The 21,340-nt window shown below is 60.2% G+C and carries 18 protein-coding genes and 1 pseudogene; 6 read left to right on the forward strand and 13 right to left on the reverse strand.

The features are described from left to right. Nucleotides 1-31: 31 nt before the first annotated feature. From nhoA to CWM58_RS04490, 4 genes are all read right to left on the reverse strand, one after another. Nucleotides 32-877 carry an N-hydroxyarylamine O-acetyltransferase gene (gene nhoA, locus CWM58_RS04475; protein WP_074385721.1) on the reverse strand — a complete coding sequence of 282 codons (846 nt, stop codon included), beginning with the start codon at nucleotides 875-877 and terminating at the stop codon, nucleotides 32-34. A 76-nt stretch (nucleotides 878-953) separates the two neighbouring features. Next, complete coding sequence (locus CWM58_RS04480; protein WP_100680347.1) at nucleotides 954-2,609, reverse strand: ABC transporter permease; 1,656 nt, start codon at nucleotides 2,607-2,609, stop codon at nucleotides 954-956. A gap of 58 nt (nucleotides 2,610-2,667) precedes the next feature. Then, nucleotides 2,668-3,636 (reverse strand): ABC transporter substrate-binding protein, encoded by a 969-nt coding sequence (locus CWM58_RS04485; protein WP_008804721.1) that lies wholly within the window; start codon nucleotides 3,634-3,636, stop codon nucleotides 2,668-2,670. After that, a complete protein-coding gene (locus tag CWM58_RS04490) occupies nucleotides 3,633-4,337 on the reverse strand; it encodes an ABC transporter ATP-binding protein (RefSeq protein ID WP_012541582.1) in 705 nt (234 codons plus the stop codon). Before CWM58_RS04490 ends, CWM58_RS04485 begins: the two co-directional genes overlap by 4 nt. Nucleotides 4,338-4,548: 211 nt before the next feature. Here CWM58_RS04490 and CWM58_RS04495 point away from each other — a divergent pair, with 211 nt between their 5' ends. After that, complete coding sequence (locus CWM58_RS04495) at nucleotides 4,549-5,130, forward strand: flavin reductase family protein (RefSeq protein WP_004151228.1); 582 nt, start codon at nucleotides 4,549-4,551, stop codon at nucleotides 5,128-5,130. A 54-nt stretch (nucleotides 5,131-5,184) separates the two neighbouring features. On the opposite strand, the gene CWM58_RS04500 is transcribed toward CWM58_RS04495, so the two are convergent. After that, nucleotides 5,185-6,009 carry a helix-turn-helix domain-containing protein gene (locus CWM58_RS04500; protein ID WP_100680348.1) on the reverse strand — a complete coding sequence of 275 codons (825 nt, stop codon included), beginning with the start codon at nucleotides 6,007-6,009 and terminating at the stop codon, nucleotides 5,185-5,187. 204 nt (nucleotides 6,010-6,213) lie between these two features. Between CWM58_RS04500 and CWM58_RS04505 the strand changes: the two genes are divergently transcribed. The 3 genes from CWM58_RS04505 to CWM58_RS04515 are packed head-to-tail and all read left to right on the forward strand — an operon-like array spanning nucleotide 6,214 to nucleotide 10,841. After that, nucleotides 6,214-7,782, forward strand: a complete 1,569-nt coding sequence (locus tag CWM58_RS04505; RefSeq protein ID WP_100680349.1) for a family 78 glycoside hydrolase catalytic domain — start codon at nucleotides 6,214-6,216, stop codon at nucleotides 7,780-7,782. Between the two features lie 23 nt (nucleotides 7,783-7,805). Then, nucleotides 7,806-9,188 (forward strand): MFS transporter, encoded by a 1,383-nt coding sequence (locus CWM58_RS04510; protein ID WP_100680350.1) that lies wholly within the window; start codon nucleotides 7,806-7,808, stop codon nucleotides 9,186-9,188. A gap of 42 nt (nucleotides 9,189-9,230) precedes the next feature. Then, the gene (locus CWM58_RS04515; RefSeq protein ID WP_100680351.1) at nucleotides 9,231-10,841 is read left to right on the forward strand and encodes a carbohydrate porin; all 1,611 of its coding nucleotides are present in this window, start codon (nucleotides 9,231-9,233) and stop codon (nucleotides 10,839-10,841) included. A gap of 39 nt (nucleotides 10,842-10,880) precedes the next feature. Here CWM58_RS04515 and pptA read toward each other — a convergent pair whose 3' ends face one another. The 3 genes from pptA to CWM58_RS04530 all read right to left on the reverse strand — a co-directional run bounded on the left by pptA (nucleotide 10,881) and on the right by CWM58_RS04530 (nucleotide 12,884). Beyond that, nucleotides 10,881-11,108 (reverse strand): tautomerase PptA, encoded by a 228-nt coding sequence (gene pptA, locus CWM58_RS04520; RefSeq protein ID WP_002906690.1) that lies wholly within the window; start codon nucleotides 11,106-11,108, stop codon nucleotides 10,881-10,883. 70 nt (nucleotides 11,109-11,178) lie between these two features. Further along, nucleotides 11,179-11,796: a glutathione S-transferase family protein gene (locus tag CWM58_RS04525; RefSeq protein WP_100630559.1), complete on the reverse strand. Its 618-nt coding sequence runs from the start codon at nucleotides 11,794-11,796 to the stop codon at nucleotides 11,179-11,181. 83 nt (nucleotides 11,797-11,879) lie between these two features. Continuing rightward, complete coding sequence (locus CWM58_RS04530; RefSeq protein ID WP_100680352.1) at nucleotides 11,880-12,884, reverse strand: LacI family DNA-binding transcriptional regulator; 1,005 nt, start codon at nucleotides 12,882-12,884, stop codon at nucleotides 11,880-11,882. A 304-nt stretch (nucleotides 12,885-13,188) separates the two neighbouring features. Between CWM58_RS04530 and CWM58_RS04535 the strand changes: the two genes are divergently transcribed. Together CWM58_RS04535 and CWM58_RS04540 are read left to right on the forward strand one after the other, a co-directional pair. Beyond that, nucleotides 13,189-14,385: an L-talarate/galactarate dehydratase gene (locus CWM58_RS04535; protein ID WP_100680353.1), complete on the forward strand. Its 1,197-nt coding sequence runs from the start codon at nucleotides 13,189-13,191 to the stop codon at nucleotides 14,383-14,385. A 204-nt stretch (nucleotides 14,386-14,589) separates the two neighbouring features. Further along, a complete protein-coding gene (locus CWM58_RS04540) occupies nucleotides 14,590-15,900 on the forward strand; it encodes an MFS transporter (RefSeq protein ID WP_074385713.1) in 1,311 nt (436 codons plus the stop codon). A 65-nt stretch (nucleotides 15,901-15,965) separates the two neighbouring features. Here CWM58_RS04540 and CWM58_RS04545 read toward each other — a convergent pair whose 3' ends face one another. From CWM58_RS04545 to CWM58_RS29190, 5 genes and pseudogenes are all read right to left on the reverse strand, one after another. After that, nucleotides 15,966-16,817, reverse strand: coding sequence for a transporter substrate-binding domain-containing protein (locus CWM58_RS04545; RefSeq protein WP_162678287.1), 852 nt, complete (start codon nucleotides 16,815-16,817; stop codon nucleotides 15,966-15,968). 38 nt (nucleotides 16,818-16,855) lie between these two features. Then, nucleotides 16,856-17,635 carry an amino acid ABC transporter ATP-binding protein gene (locus CWM58_RS04550; protein ID WP_012541573.1) on the reverse strand — a complete coding sequence of 260 codons (780 nt, stop codon included), beginning with the start codon at nucleotides 17,633-17,635 and terminating at the stop codon, nucleotides 16,856-16,858. Then, on the reverse strand, nucleotides 17,619-18,545 hold the full coding sequence (locus tag CWM58_RS04555) for an amino acid ABC transporter permease (RefSeq protein WP_008804709.1): 927 nt from the start codon (nucleotides 18,543-18,545) through the stop codon (nucleotides 17,619-17,621). The genes CWM58_RS04550 and CWM58_RS04555 overlap by 17 nt, the downstream gene beginning before the upstream one ends. A 9-nt stretch (nucleotides 18,546-18,554) precedes the next feature. After that, entirely contained in the window at nucleotides 18,555-19,064 is a 510-nt protein-coding gene (locus CWM58_RS04560; protein WP_008804708.1) for a GNAT family N-acetyltransferase, read from the reverse strand. An 11-nt stretch (nucleotides 19,065-19,075) separates the two neighbouring features. After that, nucleotides 19,076-21,339 (reverse strand): annotated as a pseudogene (locus CWM58_RS29190) (NtaA/DmoA family FMN-dependent monooxygenase). Nucleotide 21,340 lies beyond the last annotated feature (1 nt).

The raw sequence follows: 21,340 nt of genomic DNA on the forward strand, positions 1-21,340 counted from the left end.
GTCAGCGCAGCGCCACCGGGCATGAGGAAATTTACTTCCCGGCTTCCGGATGGGTATCGAACGCCGCCATTACCGCCGCCAGCGCCGCTTCGCTAAAGCCATGTTTAGGATCGTCCACGCCCAGGCCGAAGCGGGTCTGCAGCGCTTCATACAGCGCGGAGACATCGGCAAAATCGACCTTCTCCACCACGTGGTTATTCTCCCAGTGGGTAAAGTGGAAATTGGTGAGGGTCATTTTGCCACCGTCCGGCAGATGACGGCACATCAGCAGATGGTGACGGAAGTGGGACTGCGGCCAGTGCGCCGACCAGAAGTTGCCCATCACATAATCAGACGCATACTGCCGACCTAAATCGAAATGGTACATCGACTGCCAGTGTTCGTGATGGTTGAACTGCAGCGTCCACTCATCGCCTTCATGCACCAGACGATAGCTACCGTGCGGCGTTTGCTGCGGGATATCGGCCAGCAGTTTGATCGGCGCGGTCAGCGTCTGGCCGCCGAAGCCGACGTCGGCGATCCAGCGCTCGCCCGCCACTTCCACCAGCAATAAACGGTGAGTACGCGGCGGCATCTGCGGCGGATTGGCCAGCACCACGCGGCCCAGCAGACTGCGGACATTGAAACCTATCTCGCGCAGCGCGCGCTCCAGCAGACCATTCTGTTCAAAACAATACCCTCCGCGGCGGGCGGCGATCAGCTTCTCTTCCAGCGCCCGATCGTCAAGATGGATCTCACGCGGCAGCAGGACGTCGAGGTTTTCAAAGGGGATGGCGCTGTTATGCTGCAGATGCAGTTCCCGCAGGGTATCAATGGATACTTCAGGCTCACCCGTCCAGCCCAGACGGGAAAAATAGGCGCGTAAAAAGGGACTCATCAAGGCCTCCAGCTGTAGGTGTCCGACATTTATAGCCTATTTTTTCGCGCCGACCGTCTTTTTTGTGCGCTTGTCGTTAACCGCGCGTGCTGCGCTGCATCAGCGCCAGCGCCGTCAGCATCAGGACCAGACCGGTCAACAGCGTCAGGCTGGCCATCGCCATGCCCTGACCGACGGAACCCTGTTCGAACTGGCGCCAGATAAACACCGCCACGGTTTGCGTACCGGCTGGAGAGAGCAGCAGCGAGGTCACCAGCTCCCGGGAGGCCACCGCGAACACCATCAGCATCGCCGCCAGCAGCGCCGGAAAGACCAGCGGCAGGACAATCAACCGCAGCGCCTGCAGTGGCGAGGCCCCGTGCACCCGGGCGGCGGGCTCAAGATTGGGGCCCAGCTGGCGCAGCGCGCTGCCGACATAGCGCACCGGCCAGGGCAACAGCAGGCAGCAATAGGAGAGCAGCAACATCCACAGCGTGTTATAGGGCGAGCGCGGCCAGAAGGGCTGATTCCACAGCAGGATCAAACCGACCCCTACCACCACGCCCGGCAGCGCCGCTGGCATCAGCGACAGCGCGTCCACCATCCCGCGCCCTTTAATCTTCTGCACCATCACCAGCCAAGCGGCCAGCAGGCCCAGCGCGCCGACGATCAGCGCCGAGCCCAGGGCCAGCGACAGGCTGGTGCCGAGGGCCGACAGGGCATCCCCCTGCTGCTCAAACAGCGCCGCGAAGTGACGCAGCGTGACATTCTCAACACTCACGCCCCCTGAGAGCGTGCCCATCACGCTGGTGAGCATCATCGAGGCGGCGGGGACGCCGACCGCCAGGCCGCCGACGGCCGCCATTATCAGCACGGCGGGCAGCGTCATCACGCCCAGCGATGCCCCGCGGTTTTCTCCCGGCTTGCCGGTGACGCTGGTGACCTCTTTCTCTCCCACCAGCCGCCTTTGCAGCCACCAGGCGAACATCGCCACCGCCATCAGCAGCAGCGACAGCAGCGCGGCGCCAGTAAGGTCCACCGGCCAGTCGGCCAGCTTTTTCTCAATACCGACCGTCAGCATCACCACTCCCGCCCGGCTGCCCAGCGCCGCCGGTACACCAAACTCCTCGATGGCGAGGGTAAACGCCAGCAGCGTGCCCGCCGCCAGCGCCGGGGAAAGCATCGGCAGCGTCACGTGCCAGAAGGCGCGCCAGGCGCTGGCGCCATGGACGCGGGCGACCACCGCCAGCCGGGTTCCGCTCGCCAGCAGGCTGCGGGAGACGGCAAAGTACACCACCGGGAAAATATTAAAGGTCATCACCAGCACGATCCCGCTGCGGCTGAACAGCAGATCGTTCAATTGCCAGCCGGTCAGCTGCTGCAGATAGCCCTGGCTTTGCAGGGCCAGCATCCAGGAGAGCGCCGAGATATAGGGCGGCGTCAGAAAGGGGATCAAAAACAGGAGATCCCACAGCCGGGGCAGCGGCAGCGAAAACATACCGCGCAGGATGCCGAGCGGCAGGCCAATCATTACGCTGACCAGCGCCACGCCGGCGGCGATCCACAGCGTACCGCCGAGCATCGCTGGCAACTGGGGATCGGCCAGCAGCGCCGAGACGCCGCCAAAGGCGTCCCCGAGCGAACCGGCGCTAAAATGGGGAAAAATCGCCTGCAGCAGAATAAACACTAACGGTAACGCGACCAGCATCACCAGGGCGCCGAGGGTCGCGCCGGAAAGGAATGTTTGTTTCACAACCGGTTCCTGAAGCTGAGGGGTCCCCCGGCGGCCAGCGCCGGAGGAACAGGAGCAATTACTGCGCGTATAGCTGACTGAAGCGGGCGAGCACGGCGCCCCGTTCGCTGCTGCCTTCGCTGGTGGTGGGCAGCACCTTCAGCGCGTCCAGTAACGGACGTTTGGCCGCCACGTCGCGGCGGGCGGGCATCAGCCAGGCATCGGCAACCCTCGCCTGACCTTCCGGCGACAGAACATAATCGATAAAGGCTTTGGCATCGTCGGCATGCTGGCTGGTTTTGAGGATCATCATCGGGCGCGGGGCAATCACCGTTCCGCTGGCCGGGAAGATCACCTTCAGAGACTCGCCCTGCTGAATATTGCCGTAGGAGACATAATCCACCGCGCCAAACACCGCCGCTTTCGCCCCCTGCATCACCGGCGTCACCGCCTGGGCGTTGGGTCCGCTGACCACCATGCCGTTCTTTTTCAGATCGTCAAACAGTTGCCAGGCCTGGTCGCCCATGCTGTTTTGCAGCCCGATCAGCAAATCCAGCGACGCGCCGGAGAGCGCCGGGTCGGGGGTTGTCACCTTGTCTTTAAACGCCGGCTGGGTGAGATCCCGCCACTCTTTCGGTTCCGGGGTACCGCTTTTACTGTTCCAGACAATGCCCAGGGCGGAGACACCCTGGGCGATATAGTCCGCCGATTTCAGGTTCGCCGGTACCTGGTCGGCATTGGCGCTCGCAAAAGGCAGCAACCAGCCCCGCTGGTGCAGATCTTCGGCGGTATCCCACGAGGCGGAGATCAGCACGTCCGCCTGCGGGTTGGCCTGCTCGGCCTCCAGTCGGGCCATCACTTTGCCGGTGGTGGCCTGGAAAACCGTCACCTTCACCCCGGTCTGTTGTTCAAAACCGCTGGCCAGGCTTTTCGCCAGCGAGCCGGGTCCGGCGGTGTAAACGGTCAGCGCATGGGCGCTGGAGAGCATCATGGCGGAAAGAGCCATCGCGAGTACCACTCCTTTCTTAACGGTCATAACGGTGTTCATGCAACTTCCCCTGAGGTTGGCGTAACGGCGCGGACAGCGGCCACGCGGCCCGCGGATAAATAGACAATCTGATCGGCTAACAGCTCGGCTTCACGTCGGTCATGGGTGACATACACGGCGGTGATGCCGAGCTGTCGCAACAGGCGGCTCATTTCGCCGCACAGCGATTCGCGCAGTTCGCTGTCCAGGTTGGAGAGCGGTTCATCAAACAGCAGCACCCGCGGCGCAGCGACGATCGCCCGCGCCAGCGCCACCCGCTGCTGCTGACCGCCAGAAAGACCAGAGGGTTTACGTTCGGCGAAACCGTTGAGGCCTACCCGCGCCAGCGCCTCGCTGACCCGGCGCTCGCGTTCGCTACGGGAGACGCCGCGCATGCGCAGAGGAAAGGCGACGTTCTGCGCCACGCTCATATGCGGCCAGAGGGCGTAATCCTGAAAAACCATGCCGATATCGCGCTGCTCCGGGGGCAATCCCCATCCTGCGCGGGCGACCAGCCTGTCGCCAAAGCGGATTTCGCCGCTGGCCGGTACACTCAGCCCGGCCAGCAGACGCAGCAAAGTGCTTTTGCCGCAGCCGGACGGCCCCAGTAGCGCCACGATGCGGCCGGGTTCGATATGCAACGAGAAACGGTCAAGAACGGGAGTCTCTGCGAAGGCAAAAGAGACCTCCTGCAGGGTGATAGGGGTCAGCGTGCGCATCATCGCCCTCCCTTTCGGGACAGCGAGAACTGCCCGGCGGCCGACATCCGACGGGGCACGCTCACCTGGGATAACATCAGGGGAGCCAACATATTGTGATCCTCTTTGGGACTTAGTGCTGGCGACTATAGTCAGACGAGATGACATATTGATTACATTTTCATTGCGGCTTAACGTGTTACCTGCCAACCGACCCATTATTCAAGGAACGCCTATGAGCCGCTTTCGCCACGTTGAACTGCAGTACGCCAGCCGCCTGCTCAACCACGGCCCGACCATTTTGATCACCAGCTACGATGCCCCGTCTGACCGGCGCAACGTCATGGCCGCCGCCTGGTCAATGCCGGTGGAATTCGCCCCGCCGCGGGTGGCTATCGTGGTGGATAAAAGTACCTGGACGCGGGAGATCATCGAGCGCAACGGCACCTTCGGCATTGTGGTCCCCGGCGTCGCCGCCGCCAGCTGGACCTACGCCGTCGGCAGCGTCAGCGGCCGCGATGAGGACAAATTCAATGCCTGGGGGATCCCGGTAGTGACCGGCCCGGAGCTGGGGCTGCCGCTGATCGAGGAGAAGTGCCTGGCGTGGATGGAGTGCCGACTGCTGCCGGCGACGGCGGCCCAGACCCAGTACGATACCCTGTTCGGGGAGGTGGTGTCTGCCGCCGCCGATGAGCGCGCGTTCGTCACCGGACGCTGGCAGTTCGACGACGATAAGCTTAATACCCTGCATCATCTTGGCACCGGTAATTTTGTCGCCAGCGGTCGTCATGTGAGGGCAAACTCCCTCGACGAATAAGCGTGACTTGCCGCAGGCGGCAGGTTTTCCCCTGCCCGGCCTGCGGCCCCCCTTTCAACCCGGTGGGCGGCGGCGATCGGCGCTGGGGGTCAGGCCAAACACTTTTTTATACAGGGTGGTAAAGTGGTTGCTGTTGGCGAAGCCGCACAGATAAGCCACTTCGGTAATGGTCATCTCCGTTTCGCGTAATTTGACCCGCGCGGAGACCAGCCGCAGTCGTTTCAGATAATTATCCGGCGTTAAGCCGGTGGCCTCTTTAATATGGCGAAACGCCGTGCGGGTGGTGAGATGAAATTGCTCCGCCAGCTGCTGCCAGTTATGTTCTTCGAAACAGTGCTCCTGCAGCCAGGTGAGTAATTTATGGAGTTTATAGCGGGTGCTGCTATATTCTGCTTCCGACTCGGCTGTGAGAATGGTGGTCACCAGCTGGAAAAAGAGAGACTCCCGTAGCGGGGTATTATCCGCCGCCCTCAGCGCCGGGGAAAATATCTTTTCCACCAGTTCCCGACAATAGCTGCGGGTCTCCGGCGCCAGCCAGCCATAGCAGGCGGCGCGCTGCGCCGATAATTGCTGCAGCAATCCCTCCATCTGCTGTAAATAGCGAAAGGCCACCGCCGGATTAATTAAGACATTAATCAGCTTCAGCGTCCCCAGCTCATCATAATAGTGGACATCGCCCGGCTGGACGTAAAATACATCGCCCTGCTGGATATACAGCGGGCGGCCATTAATAACGTGTAATCCATGCCCCTCCTCGACGATCACCAGCTCGGCAAACTCGTGGCCATGTTCCTGGCTATTATCTTCCGGGTCGCTGGCGTACATGCCGAGCTTATCCTGGGGATGGGTGAAATAATACTCAACGGTCAGTGTCATCATTACAGCAAATCCTGAACAGCCTGGTGCGCAGGGGCACGATAATCTATTCCGGCCTTCGCCACGCGCCCGATGTGCGGATTTGTGATCGCCAGCGCCCCCACCTCATTATTCCTGCCATTTTCACTGACGGTTTGGCATTGCCAGAGTGGTGGCGCCGCCAGACGACGGCCTATGCTGCGCCTAACCTAATAGAGAGGACGCAGTATGTCACAGGCAATTCAATACAATTCCAGTGTGGCGATGACCCGCCATCCGCATTTATTACAGCGTGCGGCCGCCCTGACGCCCGCGCTGCATCGTCAGCGCCAGGCGCCACAGGCCATCGTCAGGGCTGAACCCGATCCCGAGGCGCTGAGCGGCTGGCGGGGGCATGCCGTCTGCACCCCGGAGCAGTTTTATCAGCAACCGCTCAGCGTCGGCGACAGCATCATTATTGACTTTGGCAGCCATTTTGTTGGCTACCTGCAGTTCAGCTGCCGCAGCGTCGGCAGCCCGCCGGATGCCCCGGCCCATCTGCACTTCACCTTCGGCGAAACGCTGAGCGAAGTCTGCGAGCCGTTCAGCGAGTACCAGGGGTGGCTGAGCAGCAGCTGGTTGCAGCAACAGGATCTGTGGCTCGACGTCCTGCCCGCCCGGGTTGACCTGCCGCGTCGCTACTGCCTGCGCTACCTGAAGGTGGAGATCAAAGCGCTGTCGCGCAAATTTCGTCTGCAGTTCGATGAGATAGCCCTGGAAACCGTTACCTCAGCCGGCAGTCTGCAGCCGGCGGTCATCGCCGATCCGCAACTGAAAGCCATTGATGACGTCGCGGTTCGCACCCTGCAAAACTGCATGCAGGAGGTGTTTGAGGATGGGCCGAAACGCGACCGTCGGCTGTGGCTGGGCGACCTGCGCCTGCAGGCGCTGGTCAATGACGTGACCTTCGGCCACCACGATCTGGTCCGCCGCTGCCTGTACCTGTTTGCCGGCCATACCCGGGAAGACGGCATGGTCTCCGCCAATGTCTTTGTCCAGCCTGACGTGCGCGCCGATGACACCTTTCTCTTTGATTATTCATTATTTTTTGTCGACGTACTCTATCACTACCTGCAAAGCACTGGCGACATGGAAACCGCCCGTGAACTGTGGCCCACGGCGCGACGGCAAATCGAGCTGGCGCTGACCCGTTGCGATACCCGCGGCCTGGTGCGCGACAGCGATGACTGGTGGGTGTTTATCGACTGGCAGGCGGATCTGAATAAACAGGCGGCGGCGCAGGGGGTGCTTATCTACTGCCTGCAGCGCGCCATCTGGCTGGCGCAGCGTATTGAGCCACAGCGGGTGCCCGACGACACCGCCACACTGGCGCAGCTGAAAGAGGCCGCTCAGCAGCACCTGTGGGACAGCGAGCGGCAGGTGTTTATCAGCGGCGCCGCGCGCCAGGTCTCATGGGCATCGCAGATCTGGCTGGTGCTGGCGGAGGTTGGCACCGCCGGGCAGCGGCAAGCGCTGATGCGCCGCCTGCAGCAACAGCCGCCCGCCATTGCCATGAATACCCCGTACCTGCGCCATCATCACATTGTCGCCCTGCTGCAGTGCGGCCTGCGCGAGGAGGCGGTAGCGGAGATCAAGGCCTACTGGGGGGCGATGGTTGACTACGGCGCCGACACCTTCTGGGAAATTTTCGACCCACAGCATCCTGACTTTTCCCCGTATGGCAGTAAGCTCATCAACAGTTACTGCCATGCGTGGAGCTGTACCCCGGCCTGGTTTATTCGCCAGTACGGACTTTAACAACAACGATAAGCGAGTGATTTATGGCAGAAACAACGTTTACCCTGTGGCGGCAGCGCCTTGGCTATGGCATTGCCGATCTCTCCTGCAACCTTGTGTGGCAGATGATCTCTCTGTATCTGATGTTCTTTTACACCGACGTGATGGGCCTCCCGGCCTATTACGTCGGGCTGATGTTCCTGGTCACCCGGCTGGTGGATGGCGTGGCCGACGTGCTGATGGGGCTGGTGATCGACAATACCGCCACCCGCTGGGGGCGCTGCCGTCCGTGGCTGCTGATGGGCGCCCTGCCTTTTGGTCTGCTGTGTATTCTGGCCTTCTATGTGCCGGATTTCGGCACCACTGGCAAACTGCTATACGCCTTTATCACCTATCTGTGTCTGTCGTTCCTCTACACCCTGGTGAACATTCCGTTCTGCGCCATGCTGCCGTTTTTAACCAGTGATTCCGCAGAGCGCACCACGCTGTCGGCGGTACGTATTCTGCTGGGATCTCTCGGGGCCACCATCGTCGCCGTGGCCACCCTGCCGCTGGTCGGCATGCTGGGCAAAGGCGACCAGCAGCAGGGGTTCCTCTATACCGCAGTGATTTTTGGCGTACTGGCGGCCTTTTTCCTGCTGGTGAGCTTTCGCAACGTCGAAGAAAAGATCACCCTCACCGGGGAGCGCATGACCCTAAAACGCGCCTGGATTAGCCTGCGCGCCAATCGTCCGTGGTGGATCTTCGCCAGCAATATCTTTCTGATGTGGGGTGCCTTTTTCTTTCAGACCGGAGCGCTGGTGTACTTCTTCCACTATTACGTCGGGAATACCGAGCTGACGGCGGTTATCGCCGGGATCTCCACCTTCGTTCCCCTGCTCGGCACCCTCACCGTCCCGCTGCTGGCCCGGCGCATGAAAAAACGTCATGTCTATCTGGTCGCCAGCGCGATCAATCTGCTCGGGATGGGGATGATGATGCTCTCTGGCACCTACGCGCTGGGGCTGATCGTCGGGGCGGTGATCCTCTCCCTTGGCGCCGGTCAGCGCACGGCTATCTATTTCTCGATGCAGGCCGACCCGGTGGATTACGGCGTGTGGAAAACCGGCATTAATACCGCTGGGATCCTGACCTCGATAAACGGCTTTCTCGGCAAGGTGGCGATGGCCGGCGCTGGGGCTATCACCGGGGCACTGCTCTCCTCCGGCGGCTATATCGCCAACCAGGCGCAAAGCGACAGCGCCCTGTTGGCCATCAAGGCCTGCTATCTGTACATTCCGGCGCTGTTGATCCTCGCCTCGATGCTGTGGATGGGCCGCTTCTACCGCCTCGACGATCACTATGAGCAGATCCGTGCCGACCTCGATGCCGGACGCGGCGCCTCGCCAGCCCCGACCCCGACCACCGGAGAATCCCCCGCCATGTAAGGCGCCCCGCTGATTTAACCTCTGGATAAATTAAGGACTTTTATGCGTATCTCTGTGATTAGCGCAGCGGTTTGCTGCGCCCTTTTTCCACTCACCAGCGCCGCCGGGTTGAGCGTCGAACAACGGCTGGCGCAACTTGAAGCGCGCCTCAATCTCGCCGAACAGCAGGCCAGCGAAGCCAGCCGCCGCGCGCAGCGGGCAGAACAGCAAACTGCCGCCGCCGAACAGCGCGCGGCGGCGGCGGAGCAGCAGGTGCAGGCGCTCAGCCAACAGACCACCGCTCGCGAACAAAAACAGCAGGCCACCAATCAGCAACTGAGCGAGCAGCTGGCGAAGCGCGCCCCGGACGACGGCTTTACCTTTAACGCCTACGCCCGTTCCGGAATGTTAGTCAACAGCCACGGCAAAGGCGCCCGCGGCGGGCCAGGCATCTCCCCGGCCAGTTCGCTCAACGGCGATGCCCACGTCGGTCGTCTCGGCAACGAAAAAGATAATTACGCTGAGCTGAGCTTTGGCAAAAAGCTTACCTTCAACGATGGCTCATGGGCGCGCTTTAAGACCATGCTCGCCGACGGGGCCACCAACCCGGATCCGTGGGTTCAGGACAACGACAGCCACCATCTGAACATTCGTCAGCTGTACGTCGAGATGGGCGACTTCGCCGAGTTCACCGGACCGTTAAAACGCGCCTCGATTTGGGCCGGCAAGCGCTTCGATCGGGATAACTTCGATATCCACTTTACCGATAGCGACATTATGTTCCTCGGCGGTACCGGCGGCGGGATCAACGATGTCGACTGGGGAGGCGGCCTGCGCGGCGATTATTCGGTGTATGCACGTAACTTCGGCGACCTTGGCAGCGATAATTACGCGGATAATGACATCCAGAATCTGCTGTTCACCGCCAACCATTTTTACGGCAACTGGCAGTTGATGACCACGGCGATGACCGCCCAGGGTAACGATGACCTGAAAGATAATACCTCGACCACCGGGAGCTATGCCCTGCGCAGCGACAACACCGCCAAAAACGGCTACTACGCGATGCTGGCCCTGCACGACAAACAGCAGTTCTACGGCCTGGCGCCGGGGATGTCGGAAAGCGCGCTGCAATACGGCGTCGGGCTGGGCGCCGAAGCGCGTCAGCCGGGGAGCGATGGCGATCTGACCGAGAACGCCGCCTCCCTGCGCTTTGCCTCGTACGGGATCCTGCCGCTGGGGAAAAACTGGCAGCTGGCGCCGTCGGTGATAGCCCAGCACAGCGAAGACCGCTATCGCGACGGCGACCGCTACGACTGGGCGACGTTTAACCTGCGGGTATCGCAAGGGATCTCCGCTCACTTCGCCCTGCTGTATGAGGCCTCGTGGCAGTATATGGATCTCAATCCGAACGGGCGCAGCTATCGCTATAATGACAACGTTTATCAGTATCAGGCGGTGCGCGGTGATTTCTACAAGCTGACCTTCGCCCCCACCTTTAAAGTGGGCGATGTGCTGGATATCAAAGCGCGGCCGGAGATACGTTTCTTTGTCACGTGGATGAACTGGGATAAAGACCTGGATCGTTATGCGATCAACGATGATTTCGGCAGTAAAGGCTTTACCGCAGGCGGGACATGGAACTTCGGCGTGCAGACGGAGATTTGGTTCTGACCGATCGTCACTGGCGGACATCATGCCCGCCAGTGGCAACTACATGCTATAACCCGGCTTCTTAATCAACTGCGCCATCTGCGGGGCGATCTCACTGTCCCACACCGCCTGCCACGCGTCCGGCTCAACCTGAGTCAGCGCGACGCTGACGGCGCTCTCTTTGCTGTTCAGATGGCGGATCAGCACCTCAGTGATGTCGGCGGCTAGCGCGGTTTTTTGTTCGTCAGTCAGTTCACGGGGAAAGCATTTAATATCAACATGCGGCATAGCAAAGACTCCTTGTGGTCAGAACCATAACGCTACCACAGAATGGCCGTTCTGGTTGGCATCTCGTGCGTTAAATCAGCTTGTTACGGCGTAGCGCCGCAGCCAGCTCCGGTCGCTGACAGACCGCCCGGGCGATGGCGGCGAATTTTGGCGCGTGGTCGTCAAACCACGCCTGTCGCGGCCCCCAGCTGTACATCGCCGCGATATAGCAATCCAGCAACGTTACCGACGCGCCCAGCGCCCACGGCCCGGCGGCCAGCTGTTGCTCAAACCAGAGATAGAGATTTTTCCGGTACTGGCGACAATTCTCCACCAGTTGCTCCGCGGCGGCGGGCGCCCAGCGTTCCGGGTAATCGGCATAAGTAAAGGTAGGATAGACGTTGGCCACCAGCCAGACCAGCAGACGCTGGAACTGCTGACGCTGCGGTGTCCCTGGCGCGGGGGCCAGATCGGGACGCTGGTCGAGGATCATCAGCGCGATGGCGGCGGTTTCGGTCATGATGCTCCCGTCGGCCAGCTGCAGGGTAGGCACCTGGCACAGCGGGTTAATCTGCCGCAGACGCTCGCGCGCCGGACCGGGCTGGTCAAAGCCCTCCACGTCAACCACCTCGTAGGGAATATCGGCCAGGGAGAGCATCAGCTCGCTAATCGTCGAGCCCCACCCCGGCACGCCATAAACGGTTATCATGGTCTGCCTCCAGGGTAAAGCCTAAGTGTAGGCAGAAATTCGCCGCTCACCCACCCGGCACACCACGCCCTGAAAAGGCAGGCCTACGCCGATTCTCGTGCCACCAGCTGAAAGCCGATATCTATAATCACCCCGCTGTCTTCCCCGCCTTCGATGCGGTCAGCCAGCAGCGTAGCGGCCCGTTCACCGATGGCATGACGGTCGACGCTGACGGTAGTGATGGCCGGACGATTGCTGGCAGCGAAATCCAGATCGCCAAAACCGATCACCGCCAAATCCTGCGGTACGCGTAGCCCCCGGCTTTCGGCTTCCATAATCGCCCCCTGGGCGAGGGTGTCTGAGCTGCAGATGATCACATCAAACTCGCCGGCGGCGAGCAGCTCCGCCAGACCGCGCCGCCCCAGCGCCAGCGACGCCGGGAGCGGCGCTTCAACCTGAGGCGCATCGTCCAGCCCTTTTTTAGCCAGTCGGGCACAGAGCCCCTGCTTACGCAACATCGCGCGCGCATCACCCGCCCACAGCAGGCCTGGTCGCTGGTAGCCTTTCTCCAGCACGTACTCGCCAATGGTTTCGCCCACTTTTTCATGGGAAAAACCGACCAGCATATCCAGCGGCGTCGGGGTGAGATCCCAGATTTCCACCACCGGCGTGGCGGCGTTAAGAATCGTTTTCTTTAACAGCGGTGCATGCTGGATGCCGGTTAACACCACGCCATCAGGGCGCCGCGAAAGCAAGGTGGAGACCAGCTCGGCTTCGGTCTGCCGATCATAGCCCGCCACGCACAGCAGCATATGGTAGCCGCGCGCCGCCAGGGTATCGCTCAGCGCCTGGATGGTATCGACAAACATATTGTTATTGATTTGCGGTACCACGACCGCCACCAGTTTGCTGCGCCTGGAGGCGAGGCCGCCGGCCAGCGCATTGGGGATATAGCCCGTCGCCTGCACCGCCTGCATCACTTTCTCTACCGTTTTTGGCCTGACCAGCTGGGGTGTATTCAGCGCCCGACTGACCGTCATCGGCGACAACCCGGCGCTGCGAGCCACATCCTCCAGCGTCGGCGCCCGCGTCGGTTTTTTGCTTTTCACGGCTAAGCCCCTGTGTTAAGTCGTTTCCTGTGGGCATTATTGATGATGCCCCACGCAATTGCCAGCGCCCGCCGCTTCTCCCCTAACAGAATCAACGACCTGCAACACAAAATGTTATCGCTATCATTATAACTTGTCACTTTTCACAAACTGTTTTGGATTGTGACCTGCACGGCAAATTTTTCGCCTTTATAACGGCCAATTGTGATCGTTTGTACAAATTAAAAGCACTACCGTAGCGTCAAAAGCATTTCACCATTACAAATGATAGCGCAATCATTTTATTATCGAAAAGGACACCACTATGACCTCAAGCGCCAATTCCGAGTCCGTAACCTACGCCAAAACCACCGGCGTCAAAACCGCCGCTGAAACCGGTGACCGCATTGACCACGTCAGGCTGTCGCTGGCTTTTCTGCCGCTGGCCACTCCCGTCAGCGATGCCAAAGTGCTGACCGGTCGCCAAAAACCGCTGACCGAAGTGGCGATTATCATCGCGGAAATTCACTCCCGGGATGGATTCACCGGCGTCGGCTTTAGTTATTCGAAACGTGCGGGCGGCCAGGGCATTTACGCTCACGCCAAAGAGATAGCCGATAATCTGCTTGGCGAAGATCCAAACGACATCGACAAGATCTACACCAAACTGTTGTGGGCCGGGGCTTCCGTCGGCCGTAGCGGCATGGCGGTACAAGCTATCTCCCCTATCGATATTGCCCTGTGGGATATGAAAGCCAAACGCGCCGGTCTACCGCTGGCCAAACTGCTGGGTTCACATCGTGATTCCGTGCAGTGCTACAACACTTCCGGCGGCTTCCTGCATACCCCCCTGGATCAGGTGTTGAAAAACGTGGCTATCTCCCGTGAAAACGGCATCGGCGGGATTAAACTGAAAGTCGGTCAGCCTAATACTGCCGAGGATATCCGTCGTCTGACGGCGGTGCGCGAAGTGCTGGGTGATGACTTCCCGCTGATGGTGGATGCCAACCAGCAGTGGGATCGCGAAACCGCCATCCGCATGGGGCGCAAAATGGAGCCGTTCAATCTGATCTGGATTGAGGAGCCACTGGATGCCTATGACGTCGAAGGCCACGCGCATCTGGCCGCCGCGCTGGATACGCCGATTGCCACCGGCGAGATGCTGACCAGCTTCCGCGAACATGAGCAGTTGATCCTCGGCAACGCCAGCGACTTCGTGCAACCGGACGCCCCGCGCGTCGGTGGGATCTCCCCGTTCCTGAAAATAATGGATCTGGCCGCGAAGCACGGTCGCAAGCTGGCCCCGCACTTTGCCATGGAGGTGCACCTGCATCTCGCCGCCGCCTACCCGCTGGAACCGTGGCTGGAGCACTTCGAGTGGCTGAATCCGCTGTTTAACGAGCAGTTAGAACTGCGCGATGGGCGGATGTGGGTTTCCGAACGCCATGGTCTGGGCTTCACCCTCAGCGAGCAGGCCCGCCGCTGGACCCAGCAAAGCTGCGAGTTTGGAACTCGCCCGTAATGACTTTTCCCGGATGACGGCGTCCACGCCTTATCCGGGCTACCGGTCCACAGACCACTGAGAACCCGTAGCCCCGGTAAGCGCAGCGCCACCGGGGATAAACCTCTGACCCGCTGTACTCGCAATACACGAAATCCGTCAGCAAGCATCAAAGCGGCATGAAAGATGACGTGTCTTCACAACCCTGCAAAGGAGTTGAATAACATGCAACAGCAAATAAAACGCAGCAACGTGCGTTACGGTATATTGGTTTTTTTATTTCTCGCGACCGTATTTAATTACGCTGACCGGGCCACCCTGTCCGTTGTCGCGCCGATGATGAGTAAAGAGTTAGGTTTTGACCCTGAAGCAATGGGCCTGGCCTTTTCGGTGTTTGGTATTTCCTACGTCATTATGCAAATCCCCGGTGGCTGGCTGCTGGATAAATATGGTTCGCGGTTGGTCTACGGCTGCGCGCTGATTGGCTGGTCGGTCGTCACTATGTTTCAGGGCACTATTTATTTGTTTGCCAGTCCGCTGGTGGTGCTGGTGATCCTGCGTCTGATGATGGGGGCCATTGAAGCGCCCGCTTTTCCGGCCAACAGTCGCCTGAGCGTCCAGTGGTTCCCCAATAAAGAGCGTGGATTTGTCACCTCGGTCTATCAGGCCGCGCAGTATATTTCGCTGGGCATTATTACGCCGCTGATGACCATCATTCTGCATAATTTAAGCTGGCACTATGTCTTTTATTATATTGGCGCTATCGGGGTGGTGCTGGGAATATTCTGGCTGGTAAAAGTGAAGGATCCTTCACATCACCCTAAAATTAACCCGCAGGAGCTCGATTATATTCGTGAAGGCGGCGGCGTACCGGAATTAGGTAGCCAAAAAACAAAGCAAAAATTAACTCTCGCACAGATTAAAAGCGTCTGCGTCAATCGCATGATGATCGGGGTTTATATCGGCCAGTTCTGCGTCACATCGATTACCTGGTTCTTCCTCACCTGGTTTCCGACTTACCTCTACCAGGCTAAAGGCATGTCAATCCTCAAGGTCGGCTTTGTCGCCAGTATCCCGGCCATTGCCGGATTTATCGGCGGCCTGCTGGGCGGCGTGTTTTCGGACTGGCTGCTGAAACGCGGTTACAGTCTGACCACCGCCCGTAAGCTCCCGGTGATCTGCGGCATGCTGCTCTCCTGCGTCATTGTCGTCGCCAACTACACCTCCTCAGAAGTGGTGGTGATCGCCGCCATGAGTCTGGCGTTCTTTGCCAAAGGTTTCGGGAACCTCGGCTGGTGCGTGCTGAGCGACACCTCGCCGAAAGAGATGCTCGGTATTGCCGGTGGCGTGTTCAATATGTGCGGCAACCTGGCGAGCATCATTACCCCTCTGGTCATCGGGGTGATCCTCGCCAACACCCACTCGTTTGATTACGCCATCCTCTACGTCGGTTCCATGGGCGTGCTGGGCCTGTTCTCCTATCTGTTTATCGTTGGGCCGCTGGATCGCTTGACGCTCACTCCGCGCACCGTTTGATTGAAGACCCTGGCGAGCATTCGCCTCCGCTGTTTCGTGTCGTACTCCGGCGAAACAGCGGTTTTTTAGTAGGTAATCCCCGGCGGGTTGACCACCGACTGCGCCACCGCCTCGCCCTGCTCTCCCCAGCGCGCCAGCACCTGCTGATATTCACCGCGGGCAATCGCCCCGTCGAGGGCTGCCTGCAGGGCAAAGACCAGGCCGTTGCCTTTTTTGGTGGTCGTCGCCACCCACGCCTTTTTCGGCCCCAGGCCCACCACTCGGGTCTGTCCGTTGAGGGCGGCCTTATAGGCTGCCACCGACTGCGGGCCGAAAAAGATATCCGCTCGCCCGGACTGGATATAGAGATTGCCGGAGGCATCATCGGTCAGGTAGACCGGCTGGGCCAGCGGCCGCCCGGCTGCCCGGTTGTCGTCGTTCCAGCCCAGCAGGATCCGTTCCTGATTGGTGCCGGACCCGACGATCACTTTGCGCCCGGCGAGGTCAGCTGGTCCGTTTACCGCGGCGATGTCGCTGGTGGATTTCACCGAGAAGGCCAGGGAGTCCACCCGGTAAGTCGCAAAATCGAACTTCTCTTTGCGCTTCTCGGTCACCGCGATATTGATCAGCGCCACGTCGTAGCGGCCGGAGGCGATGCCCAGCGGCCAGTCCTCCCACGCGGTGGGCACCAGCCTGAGTTTCAGGCCAAGACTTCCGGCCAGCAGGCGGGCAACATCCGGGTCGCTGCCGATCCGCGTGCGGTTGTCGCTGGCCAGCAGCGCCAGCGGCGGCGAATTGAGCGCCGAGATCGCCACCGTTAGCGTCCCCGGCTCGACGAAGCGATAGCCCGGCGGGATTTTCGCTATCGCCTGCGGGTCGCGGGTGACCGGCAATGGCTGCTCATTGGCGCGCAGATCCAGCGCCGCCTGAGCGTCAATGGCGAGGGCGCTGAGCACAAGGGTCACTATCGCTCTGTTCATGACGGCAGCACCCTGGATAAAAACTGCCGGGTACGCGGATGCTGCGGATGGTTGAGCACCTCGTCGCTGCTGCCCTGCTCGACGATCCTGCCGTCGACCATAAACACCACCTGGTCGGCCACCTCGCGGGCAAAGCCTACCTCGTGGGTCACCACCACCAGGGTGGTACCGGAGCGCGCCAGCTTTTTGATGACATCCAGCACCTCGCCCACCAGCTCGGGATCCAGCGCCGAGGTGGGCTCATCAAACAGGATCACCCGCGGGTCCAGCGCCAGCGCCCGGGCAATCGCGATACGCTGCTGCTGGCCGCCGGAGAGATGCCGCGACCAGGCGTCGGCTTTATTGCGCAGTCCGACGACGTCCAGCAGCTCCCAGGCGCGGGCAATGGCCTCTTTGCGCGTGACCTGCTTGTGGGCGATCGGCGCTTCTATCAGGTTCTCCAGCACCGTCAGGTGCGGAAACAGGTTAAAGTTCTGGAACACGTAGCCGACATTGATCCGCTGGCGAAGAATTTCCTTTTCTTTCATCTCATACAGCTTGTCGCCTTTGCGGCGATAACCAATATAGTCGCCATCAATCTGAATAAATCCCTCATCGACACGTTCGAGGTGATTGATGGTGCGCAGCAGCGTGGACTTACCCGAGCCGGAAGGGCCGAGGATCACCGTCACCGTGCCCGGGGGGATCTCCAGCGACACATCGTCCAGCGCCTTGTGGCGGCCATAGTATTTGCTGACCCCAGTGATAGAGATATGGCCATTATGAGAGCTGGGCATGAACGGCCTCCTGGGGCTGTGGTTGACGTGCGGGTTGATTCAGACGGCTGCTGCGGGCGCTGTTTACCGCCGAGCGGCGCTCGCTGCGCGCCAGGGCGCGTTCCACCAGATACTGAATGGCGGAGAGGACGCTGGTGATCGCCAGATACCAGGCGGCGCCAACCATCAACAGCGGGATCACCTCCTGGGTACGGTTGTAGATCATCTGGATGGTGTAGAACAGTTCCGGCATCGCCAGGACGTACACCATCGCCGTTCCCTTGGCCAGACTGATGATCTCATTGAAGCCGGAGGGCAGGATGGTGCGCAGCGCCTGCGGCAAAATAATGCGCAGCGTACGTCGCCAGGCGGGAAGTCCCAGCGCGGCGGCGGCTTCATACTGCCCATGGTCGACCCCCAAAAAGCCGCCGCGAATGATCTCCGCGGTATAGGCGCTCTGCACCAGCGTCAGGCCCACCACCGCCGTGGAGAATTGCCCCAGCACGTTAATGGTCTGATAGCTGGCCCAGGTGACGCCGGTAAACGGGATCCCCAGCGACAGGGTGTCGTAGAGATAGGAAAAGTTGTACAGAATAATCAGCACCACAATCAGCGGCAGCGAGCGAAACAGCCAGATATAGCCCCAGGCGAGGCTGCTGAGCAGCCACGATGAGGACAAGCGGGCCAGCGCCAGCAGGCCGCCGAAGATCACGCTCAGCACCGTGCCGAGCAGGGTCAGCAGCAGGGTTTGTCCCAGCCCCTCGAGGATCACCGGGTCGAAGAACCAGCGGGCGAAGACGCCCCACTCCCAGCGCGGGTTAAAGGCCACCGACTGGATCACCACCGCCAGCACCAGCAGGGCGACCAGCGCCCCGACCACCCGCAGCGGATAGCGCGCCGGCACCACTTTTATTGTTTCAGATGAATGCATCATGCCTCCTCAGGCGCTGTGGCTGAAGGCGCTCACCGCCAGCGCTTTAGTGAACCGCAGTCGGCCGTCATAGGGCGGCTGGCTGTACTCTTCCGGGTCTCGCGTGAGGTCAAACTGCGCCTCATACCCCTGGCTGAGATAGAGCTTTACCGCCTCTGGTTGACGGAAGCCGGTGGTCAGGTAGATATGGCTGTATCCGGCCAGCACCGCCCGCCGCTCCAGCTCCTGGACCACCTTCGCCGCCAGCCCCTGCTGGCGCAGACGGCGGTGCGTCCAGATACGTTTGATCTCCGCGGTGTGGCGATCTTTCGGTTTATAAGCGCCGGTGGCGATAATTTCGCCCTCACGCTCAAGGACGATAAACAGCCCCTGCGGCGGCAAATACCACTCAGTCAACTCCACTTCCGCATCGCGGGAAAAATAGTCGCCGTAGCGGGCGGCATATTCGGCAAACAGCCCGCTAATAATCGGCTGCAGCTCCGGTGCGTCCGGAGAAATATCGCGGAATGCTTCGCTCATCGCGCCTCCTGTCAGTCGCCCAGTCCGGGTGGGTTGATTTCTGATTGCGGAATACTCTCCACCCCTTCGCCCCAGCGGTTAAGCACTTTGGCGTAATCGCCGCTGGCGATAGCGCCGTTCAGCGCCGCCTGGACGGCATTCACCAGCCCGCTGTCTTTTTTCAGCGTCACCGCGATATGCGCCGCTTTCGGCCAGCCGCCGTCGACGCTGCCCACCAGTTTGGTTTTGCCGGTCAGCGCCGCCTTCCATGCGCCAATCACGTTAGGGCCGAAAAAGGCGTCGGCTCGCCCGGTCTGCAGGGCCAGCGTCTGAGCGGCGTCATCCTTGGTGTAGACCGGGGTAAACGGCTTCAGCCCCTTCTTGACGTTCTCCGCGTTCCACGCCAGCAGGATCGCCTCCTGGTTAGTACCGGAGCCGACGATAATCTTCAGCCCGGCGATGTCTTCCGCCTTGTCAATTTTGCTCAGTGGACTGGTGCTTTTGACGTAGAAGCCCAGCGAATCTTTGCGGTAGGTGGCGAAATCGAACTTCTCTTTGCGCTCTTTGGTAACGGTAATATTGCTGATCGCGGCATCATATTTGCCGGAGGTGACCCCCAGCGGCCAGTCTTCCCATGAAGTGGGAACCACGTTCACTTCCAGTCCGAGGCTCTCCGCCACCAGTCGGGCGATATCCGTCTCGCTGCCGAGCAGGGTTTTGTTGTCATCGGCGAAGACCGTCAGCGGTGGTGAGTTCAGGGCTGCCACCGCGACGGTGAATTTCCCCGGCACCGCCAGATGCAGATCTTTCGGCAACAGCGCAATGGCCTGTGGATTTTTCGCGGTGTGAATCGGCGTTTTGTTGGCCTCCAGGCTCACCCCGGTGCCATTGATCTTGACGTCCTGTGCCCACGACGAGGCGCTAAATGCCAACGCGACGGCCAGCAAGAGTGTTGTTTTCTGCATAGCGTGATTCTCTTTTATTATTTTTGGAATTGATTAGCAGGTAGCGCCAGACCCAGACTTTCCCGCAGGGTGGTGCCCGGATAGTCGCGACGGAACAGGCCGCGCGCCTGTAACAGCGGAACCACCTCATCCACAAAGCGCGGGAAGGTTTCCGGCGTGCCGCCCTGAATAATGAAGCCGTCCGCCGCGTGCTGTTCGAACCACAATTGCAGGCCATCGGCGACATCGCTGGCGGTGCCGGTAAAGCGCGGACGCGGGCTCGCTGCCTCCAGGGCCACCTGGCGCAGGGTTAATCCCCGCTCGCGCGCATGACGTTTAATCTCGTCGGTGGTACTGCGGAAGCTGTTTTGTCCGAGGTCGCCAATATCCGGGAACGGCTCATCAAGCGGATACTGCGAAAAATCATGATGTTCGAAATACCGCCCCAGATAATTCAGCGCATCCTCGATGGAGACCAGCGCCGCGGTAGTCTGGTACTGACGTTCCGCATCCTCAGCGTCATCCCCGACGATGACGCTGACGCCCTGGAAGATATGCAGTTGGTCCGGGGTGCGCTGATATGCGCTGAGTTGGCTTTTGACATCCTGATAAAATGCCTGCGCCTCGGCCAGCGATTCCTGATGGGTAAAAATGGCATCGGCGTGGCGTGCGGCTAATTTCTTGCCGTCGTCCGACGCGCCGGCCTGGAAAATAATCGGCCGTCCCTGTGGCGTACGGGCAATGTTCAGCGGGCCGGCAACTTTAAAGAAATCGCCGTGGTGATCGAGCGTATGCAGTTTATTTTTGTCAAAGAACTGGCCGCTCTCTTTATTGCGCACGAAGGCGTCCTCTTCCCACGAATCCCATAATCCTTTCACCACCTGCAGATATTCATCGGCAATGCGATAGCGCAGCGCATGATCCGGATGCTGGGCCCGGGAGAAGTTTTTCGCCGACCCTTCCAGTGGCGAAGTGACCACGTTCCACCCCGCCCGTCCCTGGCTTAAATGGTCGAGGCTGGCGAACTGACGGGCGGTAGTAAACGGCTCGCTGTACGACGTCGATAAGGTCCCCACCAGTCCCAGATGCCGGGTGACCGCGGCCAGCGCGGAAAGTACCGTTAAGGGTTCGAAGCGATTTAAAAAATGGGGAATCGATTTTTCATTGATATATAACCCGTCGGCGACAAAAATAAAATCCAGCTTCCCCTCTTCCGCTTTTAACGCCGTCTGCGTGACAAAGTTAAAATTAATACTGGCGTCCGCCTGCGCCGCCGGATGACGCCAGGCGGACATATTTCCCGATGCGCCATGTAATATCGTTCCCAGACGCAATTGTCGATTTTCAGACATA

It is taken from the genome of Klebsiella sp. H-Nf2 (assembly GCF_002806645.1).
Lineage (GTDB): Bacteria > Pseudomonadota > Gammaproteobacteria > Enterobacterales > Enterobacteriaceae > Klebsiella > Klebsiella variicola.

Excerpts from the sequence above, each read along its gene's own strand:
- nhoA (WP_074385721.1), bottom strand. The coding sequence starts at position 877 with ATGAGTCCCTTTTTACGCGCCTATTTTTCCCGTCTGGGCTGGACGGGT.
- CWM58_RS04485 (WP_008804721.1), bottom strand. The coding sequence starts at position 3,636 with ATGAACACCGTTATGACCGTTAAGAAAGGAGTGGTACTCGCGATGGCT.
- CWM58_RS04490 (WP_012541582.1), bottom strand. The coding sequence starts at position 4,337 with ATGATGCGCACGCTGACCCCTATCACCCTGCAGGAGGTCTCTTTTGCC.
- CWM58_RS04495 (WP_004151228.1), top strand. The coding sequence starts at position 4,549 with ATGAGCCGCTTTCGCCACGTTGAACTGCAGTACGCCAGCCGCCTGCTC.
- CWM58_RS04500 (WP_100680348.1), bottom strand. The coding sequence starts at position 6,009 with ATGATGACACTGACCGTTGAGTATTATTTCACCCATCCCCAGGATAAG.
- CWM58_RS04505 (WP_100680349.1), top strand. The coding sequence starts at position 6,214 with ATGTCACAGGCAATTCAATACAATTCCAGTGTGGCGATGACCCGCCAT.
- CWM58_RS04510 (WP_100680350.1), top strand. The coding sequence starts at position 7,806 with ATGGCAGAAACAACGTTTACCCTGTGGCGGCAGCGCCTTGGCTATGGC.
- CWM58_RS04515 (WP_100680351.1), top strand. The coding sequence starts at position 9,231 with ATGCGTATCTCTGTGATTAGCGCAGCGGTTTGCTGCGCCCTTTTTCCA.
- pptA (WP_002906690.1), bottom strand. The coding sequence starts at position 11,108 with ATGCCGCATGTTGATATTAAATGCTTTCCCCGTGAACTGACTGACGAA.
- CWM58_RS04525 (WP_100630559.1), bottom strand. The coding sequence starts at position 11,796 with ATGATAACCGTTTATGGCGTGCCGGGGTGGGGCTCGACGATTAGCGAG.
- CWM58_RS04535 (WP_100680353.1), top strand. The coding sequence starts at position 13,189 with ATGACCTCAAGCGCCAATTCCGAGTCCGTAACCTACGCCAAAACCACC.
- CWM58_RS04540 (WP_074385713.1), top strand. The coding sequence starts at position 14,590 with ATGCAACAGCAAATAAAACGCAGCAACGTGCGTTACGGTATATTGGTT.
- CWM58_RS04550 (WP_012541573.1), bottom strand. The coding sequence starts at position 17,635 with ATGCCCAGCTCTCATAATGGCCATATCTCTATCACTGGGGTCAGCAAA.
- CWM58_RS04555 (WP_008804709.1), bottom strand. The coding sequence starts at position 18,545 with ATGCATTCATCTGAAACAATAAAAGTGGTGCCGGCGCGCTATCCGCTG.
- CWM58_RS04560 (WP_008804708.1), bottom strand. The coding sequence starts at position 19,064 with ATGAGCGAAGCATTCCGCGATATTTCTCCGGACGCACCGGAGCTGCAG.